13 protein-coding genes are annotated in these 15,464 nt (G+C 72.0%); 7 read left to right on the forward strand and 6 right to left on the reverse strand.

Features of this window, described 5'->3' with window-relative positions; genetic code table 11:
* Positions 1 to 235: 235 nt before the first annotated feature.
* On the forward strand, positions 236 to 532 hold the full coding sequence (locus AB0K25_RS15390; protein ID WP_363820653.1) for a hypothetical protein: 297 nt from the start codon (positions 236 to 238) through the stop codon (positions 530 to 532).
* 118 nt (positions 533 to 650) lie between these two features.
* Here the strand turns inward: AB0K25_RS15390 and AB0K25_RS15395 are convergent, their stop codons facing one another.
* From AB0K25_RS15395 to AB0K25_RS15405, 3 genes are all read right to left on the reverse strand, one after another.
* A complete protein-coding gene (locus tag AB0K25_RS15395) occupies positions 651 to 1,367 on the reverse strand; it encodes a PaeR7I family type II restriction endonuclease (RefSeq protein WP_357533142.1) in 717 nt (238 codons plus the stop codon).
* Entirely contained in the window at positions 1,333 to 3,075 is a 1,743-nt protein-coding gene (locus AB0K25_RS15400) for an Eco57I restriction-modification methylase domain-containing protein (RefSeq protein WP_357533140.1), read from the reverse strand. The genes AB0K25_RS15395 and AB0K25_RS15400 overlap by 35 nt, the downstream gene beginning before the upstream one ends.
* Positions 3,076 to 3,337: 262 nt before the next feature.
* Positions 3,338 to 4,093: a TIGR03089 family protein gene (locus AB0K25_RS15405; RefSeq protein WP_363820657.1), complete on the reverse strand. Its 756-nt coding sequence runs from the start codon at positions 4,091 to 4,093 to the stop codon at positions 3,338 to 3,340.
* A gap of 176 nt (positions 4,094 to 4,269) precedes the next feature.
* On the opposite strand from AB0K25_RS15405, the gene AB0K25_RS15410 reads away from it, so the two are divergent.
* Positions 4,270 to 4,551 (forward strand): hypothetical protein, encoded by a 282-nt coding sequence (locus AB0K25_RS15410; protein ID WP_219466092.1) that lies wholly within the window; start codon positions 4,270 to 4,272, stop codon positions 4,549 to 4,551.
* Between the two features lie 40 nt (positions 4,552 to 4,591).
* On the opposite strand, the gene ligD (AB0K25_RS15415) is transcribed toward AB0K25_RS15410, so the two are convergent.
* Both ligD (AB0K25_RS15415) and ligD (AB0K25_RS15420) read right to left on the reverse strand, forming a co-directional pair.
* Positions 4,592 to 5,503 (reverse strand): non-homologous end-joining DNA ligase, encoded by a 912-nt coding sequence (ligD, locus tag AB0K25_RS15415; protein ID WP_357533135.1) that lies wholly within the window; start codon positions 5,501 to 5,503, stop codon positions 4,592 to 4,594.
* Positions 5,496 to 6,434, reverse strand: a complete 939-nt coding sequence (gene ligD / locus AB0K25_RS15420; protein WP_363820661.1) for a non-homologous end-joining DNA ligase — start codon at positions 6,432 to 6,434, stop codon at positions 5,496 to 5,498. The genes ligD (AB0K25_RS15415) and ligD (AB0K25_RS15420) overlap by 8 nt, the downstream gene beginning before the upstream one ends.
* Before the next feature lie 85 nt (positions 6,435 to 6,519).
* On the opposite strand from ligD (AB0K25_RS15420), the gene AB0K25_RS15425 reads away from it, so the two are divergent.
* A complete protein-coding gene (locus tag AB0K25_RS15425; RefSeq protein ID WP_363820664.1) occupies positions 6,520 to 7,608 on the forward strand; it encodes a Ku protein in 1,089 nt (362 codons plus the stop codon).
* Positions 7,609 to 7,693: 85 nt separating this feature from the next.
* Here AB0K25_RS15425 and AB0K25_RS15430 read toward each other — a convergent pair whose 3' ends face one another.
* Entirely contained in the window at positions 7,694 to 8,086 is a 393-nt protein-coding gene (locus AB0K25_RS15430; protein WP_208565601.1) for a PPOX class F420-dependent oxidoreductase, read from the reverse strand.
* A 189-nt stretch (positions 8,087 to 8,275) separates the two neighbouring features.
* Here AB0K25_RS15430 and AB0K25_RS15435 point away from each other — a divergent pair, with 189 nt between their 5' ends.
* The 4 genes from AB0K25_RS15435 to AB0K25_RS15450 all read left to right on the forward strand — a co-directional run bounded on the left by AB0K25_RS15435 (position 8,276) and on the right by AB0K25_RS15450 (position 15,448).
* Positions 8,276 to 8,923, forward strand: coding sequence for an FKBP-type peptidyl-prolyl cis-trans isomerase (locus AB0K25_RS15435; RefSeq protein ID WP_208565600.1), 648 nt, complete (start codon positions 8,276 to 8,278; stop codon positions 8,921 to 8,923).
* Positions 8,924 to 9,064: 141 nt separating this feature from the next.
* On the forward strand, positions 9,065 to 9,889 hold the full coding sequence (locus AB0K25_RS15440) for a hypothetical protein (RefSeq protein WP_357533350.1): 825 nt from the start codon (positions 9,065 to 9,067) through the stop codon (positions 9,887 to 9,889).
* A 325-nt stretch (positions 9,890 to 10,214) separates the two neighbouring features.
* Positions 10,215 to 12,002, forward strand: a complete 1,788-nt coding sequence (locus tag AB0K25_RS15445; RefSeq protein WP_363820667.1) for a hypothetical protein — start codon at positions 10,215 to 10,217, stop codon at positions 12,000 to 12,002.
* Positions 11,999 to 15,448, forward strand: a complete 3,450-nt coding sequence (locus tag AB0K25_RS15450) for an AMP-binding protein (RefSeq protein ID WP_363820670.1) — start codon at positions 11,999 to 12,001, stop codon at positions 15,446 to 15,448. The genes AB0K25_RS15445 and AB0K25_RS15450 overlap by 4 nt, the downstream gene beginning before the upstream one ends.
* Positions 15,449 to 15,464: the final 16 nt, after the last annotated feature.

The raw sequence follows: 15,464 nt of genomic DNA on the forward strand, positions 1-15,464 counted from the left end.
GGGGTGCGCTGGTCCCTCGCGCGCCCGGGCCCCGTTGCGTCGGTCCTCTCGCCCTGCGTGCGGCGGGGGTGGGTTGTCCCTCGTGCGTCCTTTGGAGCTGATGACGTCAGCGATTCAGCCGGCATTTCCTCGGCTCGCTCAGCCGGGGTCGTCCCGCCCGACAGGCGGTCGTCTCCCCCGGCGGGTACGGTGTCCACAGTCGACTGTGGACACCGGCACGTCGAAGGGGATCCGAGTGAAGCGCCGAATTCTGCACGTCCTGACGATCGCGGTCGTCGCCGTCCCGGGCACCGTCGTGGCCGCCGCACCGGCCTCGGCCAGCGACGCGCCCGGCTACGTCTGCAACCTCACCCAGAACACCTGGCTGCGCACCGCACCGCACGGCCAGGTGCTGCGCACCCTGACCGCCGGACGTGGGTTCCGCTGGCACGGCCAGGGCTCCTCCGAGGACAACGACACCTGGATCTACGGCCACGGCGCCGAGGACCCGTCCCTGGACGGCTGGGTCCCGGCCGGCAACACCACCTGCTGACCCCACCCGCCGGTATACGCCACCATGATCCACTAAGGGGAGCCGATGTAGCATCGCCGGGATTGCTCGGCAGCGCTACATCGGCTCCCTTGAGTTCATCACGGCGTGCCCGGAAGGCTCAGTTCCGCCGGGGCGGGATGCCGATCTCCTCGATCCGGGCCAGGATGGCCGCGCCGAAGGCGGCGAATCCCACTTCCGGATCCGGCTGCCGAACAAACGCATCGCCTTCCCGCGAGGAGGCCAGCAGACAGGTCGCGTCATAGAGACCCGCGTTCCGGAGGCGCTTGCAGAGGATCACGTACCGGTCGAGGTACGACGTCTCGCCGAAGGCCGGGTCGACGGGGAACGTGCCGCTACGCGGCACACTCCTCCGCAGGGAACGGGGCTCCTCCTCCACCAGCAGCAGGTAGCCGAGCCACGGTCGCACCGCCCCGAGCAGGCCATGGTCGTACGCCTGCCGCAGGTCGACCGCGCTGCCGATCGCTTCTTCACTGCGGTTGTTGGAGTTGTTGCCGAACGAGGGGCCGAAGTGCGACTTGAATTCGATCGCGGCGACGAGCGCACCCTCGTGGATCACCACGAGATCCCACTGCTTGGCGGCCCGGAAGTAACCGGGAAGTGTCACACCGGATTTGCAGCGGACCGCATCGGGAGGAAACCCGGCATCACGGAAGACATCTGCGAGGAGTTCCGTGATGGCGTCGAGATGACCGCCGCCGGTGACCGCTCCTCGCAACCCGGTGTCGGCCCGACCCGACAGCACCTTCCTGGCGGCCTGCGATTCTCGCACCAGCCAGGAGCTACGCACCGCCTCCTCGAGCGAGTGCTGATCCATCGATCATCTCTCCGAACTCTTCGATCCCGTACACGCGTAGCGCCACCCTTGTCGCCGCACGAGTGTCCCGCCGGTCGAAGGCGCTGGTGAGAGCAGCCCGGTCGGCGGTCGAGATCAGCTCAGGCCGCGGGACACGGATCCGACGCAGATACTGGGCCTGGAAACGAAGGGTGCCGCCCCGCATCCTAACGGCATAGGCCTCCACAAAGGCCTGCGCGACACCCGAGAGCAGAAGTCCACCGAGGACTCGGAGGTCCCAGGAATCGGAGACGATGTAATAAAGATTGTGGTGCGGATAGAAGCCACCCTTGTCCAGGACGGGGTGAATCGTGGTCTTCATGTCCGGAAAGAGCAACTTGGGGCGCTCGACCAGAGAATGGTCGACCTTGTCGATGGTCCGGTACCACTGCGCGGGACGCCGACCGGCCACATGCCGACGCCTGAGGGCCGCCGAGTGTCGCTGGTAGTAGGCCCGCAGTCGAGGCAGCGCCGCCAGGTCCACGAGCTGACCATCCGCGTCCCAGGGGTTGACCAGATAGTGGCCCGACCAGGAGTGACATCCCGACGTCGTGTCCCTGACCATCGACAACGGCAGCAACCGCCGCGGCTCGACATCGGCGTCCGTCGTGATGAAGACGCTGTCGGCACCGGTGGCCACGCCGATACCGACCCTGGTCCCCGTGTGAGCGTCCTCCAATGGCGGAAAACGATCATTCAGCTCTTCGATCAGCGCCAGCCGGGACGGTGAACCCGCTGGCCAGGACTCGCCCCCGGTGAACCAGTGCGGCAGCCGGGCAACCTCGTACCTGGTGCTCACCCCGGCCGCCGGCACCGGCCGTAACCCCGGGGCAGACATCGCCTCCGCCAACCCGGGGGCGTCCTGCGCCCCGAACCCCCGCCGGGTCTCCACCACCACAGCCTCACCCTGGCCGGCCCGGCGGATGACCGTGACGGCCGGATAGGCCGACACCTGCCTCTCGAACGCGTCGACATCGTGCATGTTCACGGTGATGTCGACGCTGTAACCGGCGGCGATCAGCTCCCGTAGCTGCCGGCCGTACTGGTTGCGCATCCACCGGTCGGCACAGATGAACGCGAGGACCCCACCCGACGCCAGGGAACGTAACCCCTGCTCGAAGAAGCCGACGTAGAGATCGGAGCGGCCGGTCATGGTCGGGCAGGCGGCACGGTAGGCGAGCATGCGGTCCGCCGGCACGTCCTCCAGTCGGACGTACGGGGGATTGCCCACGACGAAGTCCACGCCGTCCGGAACGTCCGGGTCGAGCAGGTAGTCCCCCTGCCGAACCCACGCCGTCGCCACCTCGCGCGCCTCGGGAAGCGACCAACCCTCGTTGACCAGAACCTCCCGCACCAGTCTTCTGCTGGCCGTCACGTTCGAGGTCAACAGGTCGAAAGCGTGAACCGCCCGCCTGGCGTCGAGCAGCGGCCGGTCGTGCTTCCGGCACGAGTCGCTGACCCGGGCGGCCATCGCGGCCAGGAATGCCCCACCGCCGCAGGCCGGCTCGACCGCCGTCAGCGGCGCGAGGTCGCGGTCAGGGGTGTAGCCAGCCAGGTCGAGGATCAGGTCGACCACCCAACGGCGGGTGAAGACCTCGCCGTGCTCGACCGACTCCGCCGGGATGGCGGTCAGCGACGACAGCATCTCGCCGAGCATGAGCTGCCGCGTCTCCCCTGCCACCGCCTTCACCCGACGAGCATAGGGCAGCAGGCCCGCCACAGATCAGACCAGCACACCGACCACGCGGCGACCGGTCACCGCCGGGTGGACTCCTGCACCCATCGACCGCGGCCGACCCAGCCCCGGTGATCAAGAGGTTTGCGTCAATCTGAAGATCAAAGTTGACGCAAACCTCTTGATCACCGGGGCGAACGGGGCGGCCGGGCGGCCGGGCGGCGGGGCAGCGGGGGCGCGCGGAGGCGCAGCGCGGGGCGGGGGCGTGCGGGGGTTACTAGAGGGTGCGGGTGATGTGTTCGGTGGAGATTCGGGCAGCCGACCTGGTGGGGTCGGGGTTGGCGCAGATGACCACGGAGGCACCGGCCGCCAAGGGGGCCAGCAGCCACTTCACCGGCTGTTCGTGCTCGGCCGGGTCGACCAGCAGCCGGTCGCCGGGGCGCAGGTCGAGTTGGGCGGCGACCTCCTTGGCGAGGCGACCCCAGACGGCGTAGCTGGTGCCGTCGGGGGTGGCCGGGGCGGCGGGGTGGACGGCGGCATAGTCGGGCGGGGCGTCGGTATGCCGGGCCACCTCGGCGGACCAGTCGAGCCAACCCACCGGCACGTCGGCCAGCGACCCCGGCCCGGTGCCGACGAGATAGCGGTGCACCCCCTCGGGCACGTCCTCCAGCCAGTCGTCGAGGCGTTCCGGGGTGACGAACACCGCGTCGTACGGTCGGTCGCCGCCCGGTTCGAGGACCGGCAACCCGGCGGTGGCGCGCGGCCGGAACGACACCGCCATCCCCACCGACCAGGCCCCGAGCAACACCGCAGCGGTACGCCAGTGCGGCGGCAGCAGCACCGCGACCCGGCTGCCCGGCCCCAGCCCGCACCCGTCGCGCAGCAGTCCGGCGGTGCGCGCCGCCCAGTCACCGAGCTGGTTCGCGGTCAGCTCCGGCCGCTCGCCGGTCGCGTCGTCGCAGTAGGTCAGCAGCGGCAGATCGACCTGCTCAGGCACATCGGTCGACGTGGTGACGGCGAGGTGGGCAACCATCGGGCCTCCTGTCCGGACGGAACGTCCCACCCTACCGAGCCCACGAGCCACCGAGCGCCAGCCCGGCCACCACCCACCCACCGCACCGCACCGCACCGCACCGCACCGCACCGCACCGAGGAGAGTTGAGTACGCGTGCGCATGACATCGGCACCCGCCGCGACAAGACTCGACCCATGCGAACGAGGATCATGGTCGCCCTTGCCGGGGTCGGCCTGAGCGGGCTGATGTTGACCAGCGGCTGCGGCTACCGGGAGAGCATCTGCAGCGACGGCGAGTACCCGGCGATCGCGGTGGGTGGGCAGGGCGGCAGCGCCTGCTTCCCCGACGGTCAGGAGCCGACCGCACCGTACGTGCGTTACCCGCAGGGCAAGGTCCCGCAGCATGTCGACGACGAGTGGGACGTCTACTGGCGGGACCACGGCATCGACGCGAACGGCACCGTCATCGAGCGGTGACCGGTTCGACCGGGCATGGTGGCGCGTGGCACGACGCGGCTCATGCCACCGGCAGTTCGGGGCCGCCGTCGAGCAGCGCGGCGAGCAGGTCGCCGGACTTCTCCACCCGCCGCAGCACCTCCCCTGCGGTGTACGGCTTCGCCGAGGGCCGTTTCCCGGCCGCCCCCGCCTCGACCTCGTCCCAGGTCAGCGGCGTGGACACCGCCGGCATCGACTGCGCCCGCAGCGAGTACGGCGCGACTGTCGTCTTCGCCGCGTTGTTCTGGCTCCAGTCGATGAAGACCTTCCCGGGCCGCAGGTTCTTCGCCATCCGCGACACGACCAGTTTCGGGTGTGCCTGCTCCAACTCCTGGGCGATCCGTTTCGCGTAGTCGGAGACGACCTCGGCGTCCTGGGTGGCGCTGATCGGGCAGCAGAGCTGCATGCCCTTCTTGCCGGAGGTCTTCGGGTAGGCCGTCACCCCGTCGAGGGTGAGCCGGTCGCGCAGCAGGACGGCCACCCGGCAGCACTGCCGCAGGGTGGCCGGCGGGCCGGGGTCGAGGTCGACCACCATCAGGTCCGGGTGGGTGCCGATCCGCCACTGCGGGGTGTGCAGTTCGAGGGCGGCGAGATTGGCCAGCCAGACCAGGGTGGGCAGGTCGTCGGCGACCACGTAGTCGATGGTCTCCCGACCCTTGCTCGATCCGGGCACGGGCAGCGTCTCGGTGCGTACCCAGGTGGGGGTGGCGGCGGGGGCGTTCTTCTCGAAGAACGAGCCACCGGTGACGCCGTTGGGAAACCTGATCCGGGTCAACGCCCGGTCGGCCAGGTGCGGCAGCAGCACCGGGGCGATCCGGGTGTAGTAGTCGATCACCTCGCCCTTGGTGAAGCCGACCTGCGGAAAGAGCACCTTGTCCAGGTTGGACAGGTCCAACGCCCGGCCGTCGACCTCGACCTTCACCCGCTCAGGCATCCTCCACCTCCTCGGGCGGCTTGTCGGGGCGCAGCCGCAGCACCCGGGGGAACCGCAGCCGCCCGTCCGGGGTGCGCTGGCCGTACTTGACCTCCACCACGATGAGGGGGGTTACCCAGATCGCCCCCCGGGCATCCTCGCGCGGCACGTCCCCGCCGAACGGCGACCCGTCGGTGCGCAGCGGTTCGAGTTCGCGTAGCAGTTCCCGTTCCAGGGCCGCGCCGATCCCACCGCCGACCCGCCCCCGGTAGGTGAGCCGCCCGTCCGGGCCGGGCACCCCGACCAGCAGCCCGCCGATCTTCCGCGCGCCGGGCCGCCAGCCGCCGACCACGAAGTCGCCGGTCACCTCCAGTTTGACCTTCACCCAGTCCGGCGAGCGCACCCCGGGCCGGTAGACCGAGTCGGCCCGCTTGGCCAGCACCCCCTCCAGGCCGTGTTCCCCGGCCGCCTGGTAGGTGGCGGCACCGTCGGTGAAGCAGGGTGGCACCGCCCACCGGGCCGCCCCCAGCCCCAGGCCGTCGAGCGCCGCCCGCCGTTCGTGGTACGGCCACCCGGTGAGGTCCTCGCCCCGCAACCGCAACACGTCGAAGATCATGTAGGTGACCGGGATGGTGGCCGCCAGCCGGGCCGCCTTCGCCCGGTCCCGCACGTGCATCCGCTCGGCGAGGGCGGTGAACGAGGGCTGCCCGGCCGGGTCGAAGAGGACCACCTCACCGTCGAGCAGCGCGTCGTCGACCTGCTCGGCCAGGGTCACCAGCTCCGGGTACGCGGCGGTGATCTCCACACCGGAGCGGGCGTACAGGTGCGGGTGGCCACCGACCAGGTCGGCGAGCGCGCGTACCCCGTCCCACTTGAACTCGTACGCCCAGCCGGCACCCACCGGGAGCGGCCCGGTCGTCGCGAGCATCGGCTTCAACGGCGGGCCGGGCACCTGTCCGACTGTAGTTGCGCACGGAAGCGCGTGCGGCGGCTTCGATCGTTTGCGATCCTGGTCAGATCGGGGAGAGGAGCAGGGGATGCGGGCGATCTGGAAAGGAGCGGTGTCGTTCGGGCTGGTCTCGATCGGGGTGAAGCTCTACTCGGCCACCGAGGAGAAGGACATCCGGTTCCACCAGGTGCACCGCGACGACGGCGGCCGGATCCGCTACAAGCGCACCTGCTCGGTCTGCGGCGAGGAGGTCAGCTACGACGGCATCGCCAAGGGGTACGACCTGGGCGGCGGCGAGCTGGTGATCCTGACCGACGCCGACTTCGCCGACCTGCCGTTGACCAGTTCCCGGGCGATCGACGTGCTGGAGTTCGTCCCCGCCGAGCAGGTCGACCCGATCCTCTACAACAAGGCGTACTTCCTGGAGCCCGAGGGGACCGCCACCAAGCCGTACGTGCTGTTGCGGGACGCGCTGGCCGACTCGGAGCGGGTGGCGATCGTCAAGGTGGCGCTGCGCCAGCGGGAACAGTTGGCCACCCTGCGGGTCCGCGACGGGGTGCTGCTGCTCAACACGATGCTCTGGCCCGACGAGGTGCGTACCCCCGACTTCGGTTTCCTCGACGAGGACCTGAAGGTCCGCCCGCCGGAGCTGGCGATGGCCGCCTCGCTGATCGACTCGATGGCCGGGGAGTTCCAGCCGGACGCCTTCACCGACGACTACCGGGCGGCGTTGCAGGAGGTCATCGACGCCAAGGTGGAGGGCCGTGAGGTGGTCCAGCCGGCGGAGGAGGAGGCCGCGCCGGCCGCCGCGGTGGACCTGATGGCGGCGTTGAAGGCGTCCGTCGAGCGGGCCCGGGTGGCCCGGGGCGAGACGCCGTCCGGCGGGGCGGGCGAGCCGACGCCGATCTCGTCGGCCCGGTCGGCCAAGCGGGCGTCGAAGGCCCAGCCGGCGAAGACCCCGACGGCGAAGGCGGCGAAGGCCCAGGCGGCGAAGGCGGAACCGGCGAAGAAGACCCCGGCCCGGAAGGCCCCGGCGCAGAAAGCGGAACCGGCGAAGAGAACCGCCGAGAAGAAGACCGCCAAGGCCCCCGCGAAGAAGACCGCCGAGAAGAAGACCACCAGGGCCCCCGCGAAGCAGGCCGCCGAGAAGAAGGCCGCCCCGCGCAGGAGCGCCTGACCGGGCGGGTTCCGACGCCGTCGGGGCAGGTCCGGCGTTGCCCCGGCGCGACGGCGGACCGTCCGCCGGGGCCCACCCCCGGCGGTCAGCCCATGCCGAGCTTCTGGGTGGGGGTGATCCGGACGATCACCCGCTCCTCGCCCGGCCGCCGGAACGGGTAGGTGTCCTGCCCGAGGTACTTCTTGGCCAGCCGGTCGATGTGCGCGTCGGCGCCCTCGGTGACGAACTCGGCGGTGCCCCTCACCCAGAGGGTGCGGAAGTCGTCGGCCCGGTCGACCACCGAGATCGCGACCACGGGGTTCCGGGCGATGTTGTGGTATTTCTGCCGCCCCAGGGCGGTGTTGAACAGGATGTGCTCGCCGTCGACGTCCACCCAGACCGGGGTGACGTGCGGCGTGCCGTCCGCCTCGATGGTCGCCACGTGGGCGAGTTGCGGCTCGGAGAGCAGAGCCCGGTCGTCGTCGGTGAGGATCGCCATGGTCGAGAACCTACCGCCGCCCGGCGTCCGGCACCCGCCAAGAGAGGGAGGAAACCGGAGGCCCCGGCCCGTTCGGGGACACGGCGGGCAGGCGACGGCCCACCCACGGCATCGACCCGGGTACCGTGTGCGCTGGCCACGGCACCGGGTCGCCGGGCCGGCCACCCACATCAGCAGGGAGTCGAGGACGTGAGCGAGCGTACGGAGAACCGTTCGGCGGGCCAGGGCCAGGGCTCGGAGACGAAGGCACAGCGGCGGCTCGCCGCCCAGTTGGCGGCGCAGAAGGCCGCCGAGGCGCGCAAGCGCCGGCAGGCGTGGTTGGGTGCCGTGGCCGGCGTCGCCGTCATCGCGGTGATCGTCGGGGTGTTCGTGGTGGTGCGCAACGGCGAGAAGGAGGACCCGAAGCCGGCTGCCGCTCCCGTCGGCTGCGCGGGTGACTTCCCCAAGCTGCCCGAGGGTGCCGACCAGGCGCTCTGCACGAAGCCGCAGGCCACCAAGGGCGAGGGTGAGCTGACCGGGCTGAAGGCGACCCCGTTGATCCGGGGCACCGGCCCGGCCGCGCAGGCCGGCCAGCAGATCACCGTGAACTACGTGGGTGTGTCGTACAAGACCGGTGAGGAGTTCGACGCCTCCTGGAAGCGGTCCGAGCCGTTCACCTTCGGCCTCGGCCAGGGCAACGTCATCCCGGGCTGGGACCAGGGCATGCAGGGCCAGACCGTGGGCAGCCGGGTGCAGCTCGACATTCCCGCCGACCTGGCGTACGGCGACAAGCCGCAGCGTCCGGGTGCGCCCTCCGGCCCGCTGCGGTTCATCGTCGACGTGCTGGCGGTGCAGTAGACCACAGGGGTCTTCCGGTCCGACACCTACCGGCAGTAGGTTCGGGGTCACCGTGGGCGGCCGGCCCGTGCCACGGTGACCCCCACCGACCCGGAGGTGCGCGTGCCGGCGCTTGACGTTCCCGGGCGGACCGCCCGGGTGATGTGGACGCACGTCGAACCCCTGCACGCGATCACCTACTTCCATCCCCGGGCCCGCGCCGCCCACGAGGCGATCGGGCTGCGCGGCTACTGGCGGGGCTACTTCGCCGGCCGGGCCGCCCCGCTGGGCCCGGTCGACGCCGCCCCGGTGATCGCCGCTTTCTTCACCTTCGCCCCGCCCATGGTGAGCCGTGCGCTGCCGGCGGTGTGGCAGCTGGCCTCCCCCGAGGAGGCGTTGCGCGCCCGACTCACCGGTGCCGTGCAGGCGCTGGCCGAACTCACCTACGAGCTGCCCGAGGCGCACCTGGCCGAGGCGGCGGAGCTGCTGGAGGCGGCGGCTGTCGGGGCGGACACCGCCGGCCGGGTGCTCGGTGCGGCCAACGCCGCCCTGCCCCGGGGCGACTATCCGCTGGCCCGGCTCTGGCAGGCCGCCACCACGCTGCGGGAGCACCGGGGCGACGGGCACGTGGCCGCCCTGGTCGCCGCCGGTCTCGACCCGGTCGAGACGTTGGCCTTCCGGGTGGCCGGGGGCATGCCGGCGGAGCACCTGCTCGGCCGGGGTTGGACGCCGGAGCAGTGGGTGCAGGCCCGGGGCCGGCTGGTCGACCGGGGTTGGCTGACCGGCGACGGCGAGACCACCGAGGAGGGGCGGGCCGGCTTCCAGGCCGTGGAGGACGCCACGGACGTCGCCGCCGGCCGGCCCTGGCGGGTCCTCGGGCCGGACGGCACCGGGCGGCTGCGGGAGTTGCTCGTCCCCGTCGCCCGCGCCTGTCACACGGTCATCCCTACGGACAGCCCCATCGGGCTGCCCGCTCTGCACCCCTGACCGCCCCCGCTCTGCACCCCTGACCGCGCCGGCCCGGCTGCCGGGGCGGTCGCGGTCGACCACGCCGGTCCGGGCTGGTCGCGACCCCTCCCGCTCCGCCCGGCGCGATATTGACACACCTATTAACCTCAGGATGACCGCGACGTCGGGAGCGCTCCCACGTCGAGGTGGAGAGCCGTCCCCTAGTCCCCGTGGCACCGCCACGGGCCCCCACTCTCCAGGTCGGCTGCCGGTCGCCGCCAGCCCCATCGACCACCGCAACGACGACCGTCGTGCGGGCCGGCCCCTGTGCGCCGCAGCCTGCCCGGTCGCGAAAGGTAGGAACGTGCGACGTACGAAGACCGACCAGTGGACCCAGGAACTGCGCGACGTGCGAGACCCCGCCGAACTGTTCGGTGGAAGCGCCCAGACGGCGGTTCTCCGCCTGCTCACCATGGCGGGCAAGGTTCCCTTCCGGTCCGCCTTCGACGGGCTGACCCTGCGTGAGCAGGCATTCGTCCGGCACCTGCTCGGCCGGCAGCAGCTGCGCCTGACCCCACCCGGCGACGACGTGTCGCCCGCCCGGTTCGTGCTGTCCCACTCGACGCTCGGCAAGCTGACCGTGCACGAACCGGCCCGGGGTGACCTGCCGACCGAGGAGGTCGTGGCCGAGATCGCGCTGCCCGACTGGATGACCGAGATGCTCGACGAGGAGTGCCTGGCGGCCGAGGCCGAGGAGGAGCACCAGCGCCACGAGCTGGACCAGCTGCTGCACACCTGGTACGCCGACGGCAGCCTGCCGCAACGGCTCGAAGAGGTCATCGACTGGGTCGAACGCGTCGAGACGGTGCTGATCTACGTGCAGCGTCGGGTGTTCTCCCGCTCCGACTCCGGTTCCAGCACCCTGATCCGCGACGGCGTGCTGCCCGCGCTGCGGGACCGCGCCCCGGCCGACTGGAGCCCGGAGGAGCGGCTGTTCGTGTCGGCGATCCAGTTGCTGTTCCGCACCGGCCGGGCGGTGCGGTTCGAGGAGTTCAACGGCCGCCAGCTCAGCGCGGTCAGCCTGCGGCGGGTGCTCACCACCCGCTGTGCGACGTACCTGCGGGCGCTCGGCGAGCCGGTCACCGGGCAGGTGAGCACGGCGACCCTGACCGAGCTGGCCGTCCTCGCCGGTGACCTGGTGGAACGCGTCGACGGCGGCGACCACATGCGCTACCGGCGGGTCAACGGGCTGACCTACGCCAAGGACGAGTACCTGCTGCCATGGGCGCAGGACCAGCGCCGTCAGGACGAGCTACCCCAGACGCTTCGTACCCTCAGCGGCCTCCTGACCGAGCAGGTCGACGACGGGGACGCCCCCACCTGGGTACGGGACGCCACCACCGCCGCGCTGCGTACCGCCCACCGCGGTGGTGACCGGCACGAGCTGACCCGGATCCTGGAGGGCATCGTGCTGGGCGCGGTCGTCGACGCCCACGCCGACTACGGCATGTCCAGCGGCATCCGGGACCTGTCCCGGCTGAGCGGGCCGGCCGGGCAGTACGGCGAGGAGGTGGCGGGCCTGAAGAAGCCGGACTTCTTCTGCTGCGTGCTGCCCAGCCCGCAGATGGCCGCCGACCTGCCCGGCGACGCCGTCACCGACATCCTGTGGCAAGTCGCCCAGCGGATGATGTACAACCGTTGGCACTTCGTGCCCGGCAACTTCGACCGGGTCGAGGTGCCCCGGCAACGGCACTACTTCTTCCCGCCGCTGGTGCCCGACATCGGCGAGTGGGGCGACCTGCGCCACGGTGGTCACAGCACCGCCCGCGTCCGCTACACCCTGCGCGCCCCCGGCGCGGCGATGTGGAAGCAGCCGCTCACCGTCGCCGGTCGACAGTACCGGGGCGCGTTCGACATCCGGCTGGTACGCATGGACGGGCCACCGTTCACCCTGGACGACCTGCGGATCGCCTCCCGGTACTCCGCCCTGGTCGACGTGTTCTGGCGGGAGATCGCCGGCTACGCCGAGGCCCACGACGGTTGGACCCCGACGATCGCCTCGTTCGACGCCGACTGGTACGCGAAGCACACCTGGCACGAGCCGGTGGAGCGGCTGGTCGCGAGCACCCAGACGGTCGGCGGGCGCGCGTGAGCGTCCACCCGCACCACGTCGTCGTCAACGACGAGGACCAGCATTCCCTGTGGCCGACGGACCGGCCCGTGCCCGACGGTTGGACGACGGTCTTCACCGCGTCGACCGAGGCGTGCCTTTCGTACGTCGCCGAGCACTGGACCGACCTGCGGCCCGCGTCGCTGCGTACCGCCGATGGGTTCTCCTCCCCCGACGGGCGGCGGGGTCCGGCCACGGTGGACACCGCGCGGTCGGTCGCCACCGGGCCGCGCCGTCCGATCGACCAGGTCCCGTTGCACGTGCTCGTCGACGAGGCGCTCGCGGCCGACCCGGGGCGGATCGCGGTGCGCTTCGCAGGTGTCGAGGTCACCGCGGGTGACCTGCTGGCCCGGGTCCGGCACACCGCCCGGGTGCTGCGGGCCCACGGTGCGGGTCCGGAGACGCCGGTCGCGGTGCTGCTGCCCCGCTCGGTGGACGCGGTGGTGGCGATCCTCGGGGTGCTGGCCGCCGGGTCGGCGTACCTGCCGCTGTCCGTCCACGACCCGGCGGACCGGCGGACCCGGATCCTGGCCGACGCGGGTGACCCGGTGCTGCTGACCGGGCCGGGGCACCGGGGCCTGGTGCCCGCCGGCTACCCGGCGGCCGTGCTCGACGTGTCGGCGTTGCCCGACGCGCCCGGCGGCGACGACGGTGACGGTGGCTGCCGGGTGGAGAACCTGGCGTTCATCATGTACACCTCAGGCACCAGCGGCGCACCCAAGGGTGTCCTCGGCACCCACCGCCAGCTGGTCAACTATGTGCGCTGGTGCGCCGAGGAGTTCGCGTTCCAGCCGCAGGAGCGGGCGGTGCTGCACGCCCCGCTGTACTTCGTCGGGTCGGTGATGACCCTGTTCACCGCCCTCGTCGCGGGCTGGGAGCTGGAGGTCGCCCCGGAGCCGGTCGCCTTCGACGACCTGATCGCGTTGACGGGCGTCGCACCGTGCGGGTTCCTGAAACTCACCCCGTCGCACGTACGGGCGATGACCGCCCTCGGTGGCGTGGACGACGTCGCCCGTCAGGTCATGATCGGCAGTGAGCCGCTGTACCTGACCCCCGAGTTCGACAGGTGGATCAGCAACAGCCCGAAGTCGGGCTTCGGCAACCACTACGGCATGAGCGAGACCGTCGGCGCCACCTGGTACTGGATCGGCACGGACCGTACGGTCGGCCGACGGCTGCCGGTCGGTGCGCCCATCCCCAATGCCGAGGTGCACATCCTCGACGAGCAGGGTCGGCCCGTGCCACCGGGTGGGACCGGCGAGATCTGCCTCGGCGGGGCCGTCATCGGCCGTGGCTACCACGGTCAGCCGGTGCTGACCGCCCAACGGTGGATCCCCCATCCGGCGGGCGGCGGTGCCCGGCTGCTGCGCACCGGTGACCTCGGCCGGTTGGGTCCCGACGGGGTGTTGGACGTGCTCGGCCGCGCCGACCGGCAGGTGAAGATCCGTGGCCAGCGGGTCGAGCCGCCGGCGGTCGAGGACGCGCTGCGCCGGTGCCCCGGTGTCGCCGAGGCGGTGGTGATCGCCGAACCCGACGGCCACGACCTGCACCTGGTCGCCTACCTGCGGTCCGAGGCGGAGCCGCGACCCACCGAGGCGCAGTTGCGCGCCCACGCCGCCGGGTTGCTGCCGGAGGCGTCCGTCCCGAGCCGGTTCCGCTACGTCACGCAGTACCCGCTCACCCCGAACGGCAAGGTCGACACCCGTCTGCTGCCCACCACCGCGACGGTACGACCCGCACTGAGCACCACGTACGTCGCGCCGTCCGGGGAGTTGCAGACGGCGGTGGCGGCGGTGATCGCCGGGGTGCTGCGGGTGGACCGGCTGGGGGTCGACGACGACTTCTTCGAGTTGGGCGGCGACTCCATGCAGGTCGTCGAGGTGGTCACCCGGCTCGACGAGGAGCTGGGCCTGCCGGTGGGTATCGCCGACCTGTTCGACCGCCGTACGGTGCGCGCCCTGGCCGCCGCGTTGGACGGCCCCGGCACCCCGACGGTCGGGACCCCGACGGTCGTGGCCGTGGAGCCGGCGGACCGGTCGACGCCGACCGGGGTCGGGCAGCCGGTCGCCCCGGACACGGCGATCCAGGCGCGGTTCGCCGGAGCGCCCACCGCCTCCGCACCGCTGACCTGGGGTCAGGTGGCGATGTACCGGCCCATGCAGTGGTTCGGGGAGGCCAGCAAGGACTTCAACATCAGGCGGGTGCTGCGGTTGACCGCCCCGGCCCCGGCCGAGCGGGTGACTGCGGCCTGGTCGGAGCTGGTGCTGCGGCACCAGGTGCTGCGGACCCTGATGACCGACGACGGCGACGGCCCCCGCCAGCACCTGCGTGCCGACGGGACGTACCCGCCGCTGGTGCGGGACACCACCGCCGACGCGCTGCCGCAGGCCGCCGACGACGCCGCAGCCGAGCTGGCCGGCACCGCGTTCCAACTGGACCGGGAATGGCCGGTGCGGTGGGCGCTGCTGCGGGTCGACGGGCTGGTCGAGGCCGTCGCCGTGGCCGCGTCGCACGTGTCGCTGGACGCCTGGTCGCTGGAGTTGCTGCTGGCCGAGCTGCGCACCCTGGTCGACGGGGAACGCGCCCTGCCCGCACCGGGCTGGCAGCCGTTGGACCAGGCCGGCTACGAGGCTTCGCCCGCCGGGCAGCGCCGGGCCCGCCAGTCACTGGCGTACTGGCGGGCCCGGTTGCCTGCGGTGCCGCACCGGATCTTCGACGGGCCGGAACACGACGGGGGTGCGCTGCCGGTCGTCACCTGGCGGATGGAGTCGACCGCCGTGGCCGCTGCCGCCGCCACCCTGGCCGAGCGGACCGGCGCGTCGTCGTCCACGGTGGTGCTGACCGCCGCGCTGCTGGTCCAGGCGGCGCTGACCGGCCGGGACCGGGCCGTGGTGAAGCTCATCGCGGGCAACCGGAACACCCCCCGTCAGCGGCAACTCGCCACCGGCATCGCCCAGAACGCGTTGCTGGTCTTCGACGTCGGCGACGGCGACGTCGAGGACGCGGTACGGCGCTGCTACCGCGACTCGACCGAGTCCTACTTCCACGCCACCTACCCGCCGGAGGCGTTGGACGACCTGATCGCGGCCGAGGGCGCCCAGGCCGACCTGTCGGTGTACTTCAACGACTCCCGGATGGGCCGGGAATTCGACCCGCCGACGGGTACGCCCGACCGTGCGACGCTTGAGGAACTGGCCGCGCACACCACGGTGTGGCAGCTCACCGCCGTCGCCCGGCACGACATGACCTTCTTCCTCGCCATGCCCCACCTCGCCGGGGGCTGCGCGCTGCACCTGCTCGCCGACACCCGGCGCGTGCCCGCAGCCACCTGCCTGCGGGCGCTGCGGGGCATCGAGACGTTGCTGTGCGAGGCGGTGCTGCGACCGGTGCCGGTCCGGGACGTCGCCGCGCTGCTGGACCTCGGTTGAACCGCCCCACCCCACC

It is taken from the genome of Micromonospora sp. NPDC049257, assembly GCF_040678915.1.
GTDB classification, from domain to species: Bacteria; Actinomycetota; Actinomycetes; order Mycobacteriales; family Micromonosporaceae; genus Micromonospora; species Micromonospora antibiotica.

Coding starts and splice junctions, on each gene's coding strand:
- AB0K25_RS15395 (WP_357533142.1), bottom strand. CDS start 1,367: ATGGATCAGCACTCGCTCGAGGAGGCGGTGCGTAGCTCCTGGCTGGTG.
- AB0K25_RS15405 (WP_363820657.1), bottom strand. CDS start 4,093: ATGGTTGCCCACCTCGCCGTCACCACGTCGACCGATGTGCCTGAGCAG.
- AB0K25_RS15410 (WP_219466092.1), top strand. CDS start 4,270: ATGCGAACGAGGATCATGGTCGCCCTTGCCGGGGTCGGCCTGAGCGGG.
- ligD (WP_357533135.1), bottom strand. CDS start 5,503: ATGCCTGAGCGGGTGAAGGTCGAGGTCGACGGCCGGGCGTTGGACCTG.
- AB0K25_RS15425 (WP_363820664.1), top strand. CDS start 6,520: ATGCGGGCGATCTGGAAAGGAGCGGTGTCGTTCGGGCTGGTCTCGATC.
- AB0K25_RS15430 (WP_208565601.1), bottom strand. CDS start 8,086: ATGGCGATCCTCACCGACGACGACCGGGCTCTGCTCTCCGAGCCGCAA.
- AB0K25_RS15440 (WP_357533350.1), top strand. CDS start 9,065: ATGTGGACGCACGTCGAACCCCTGCACGCGATCACCTACTTCCATCCC.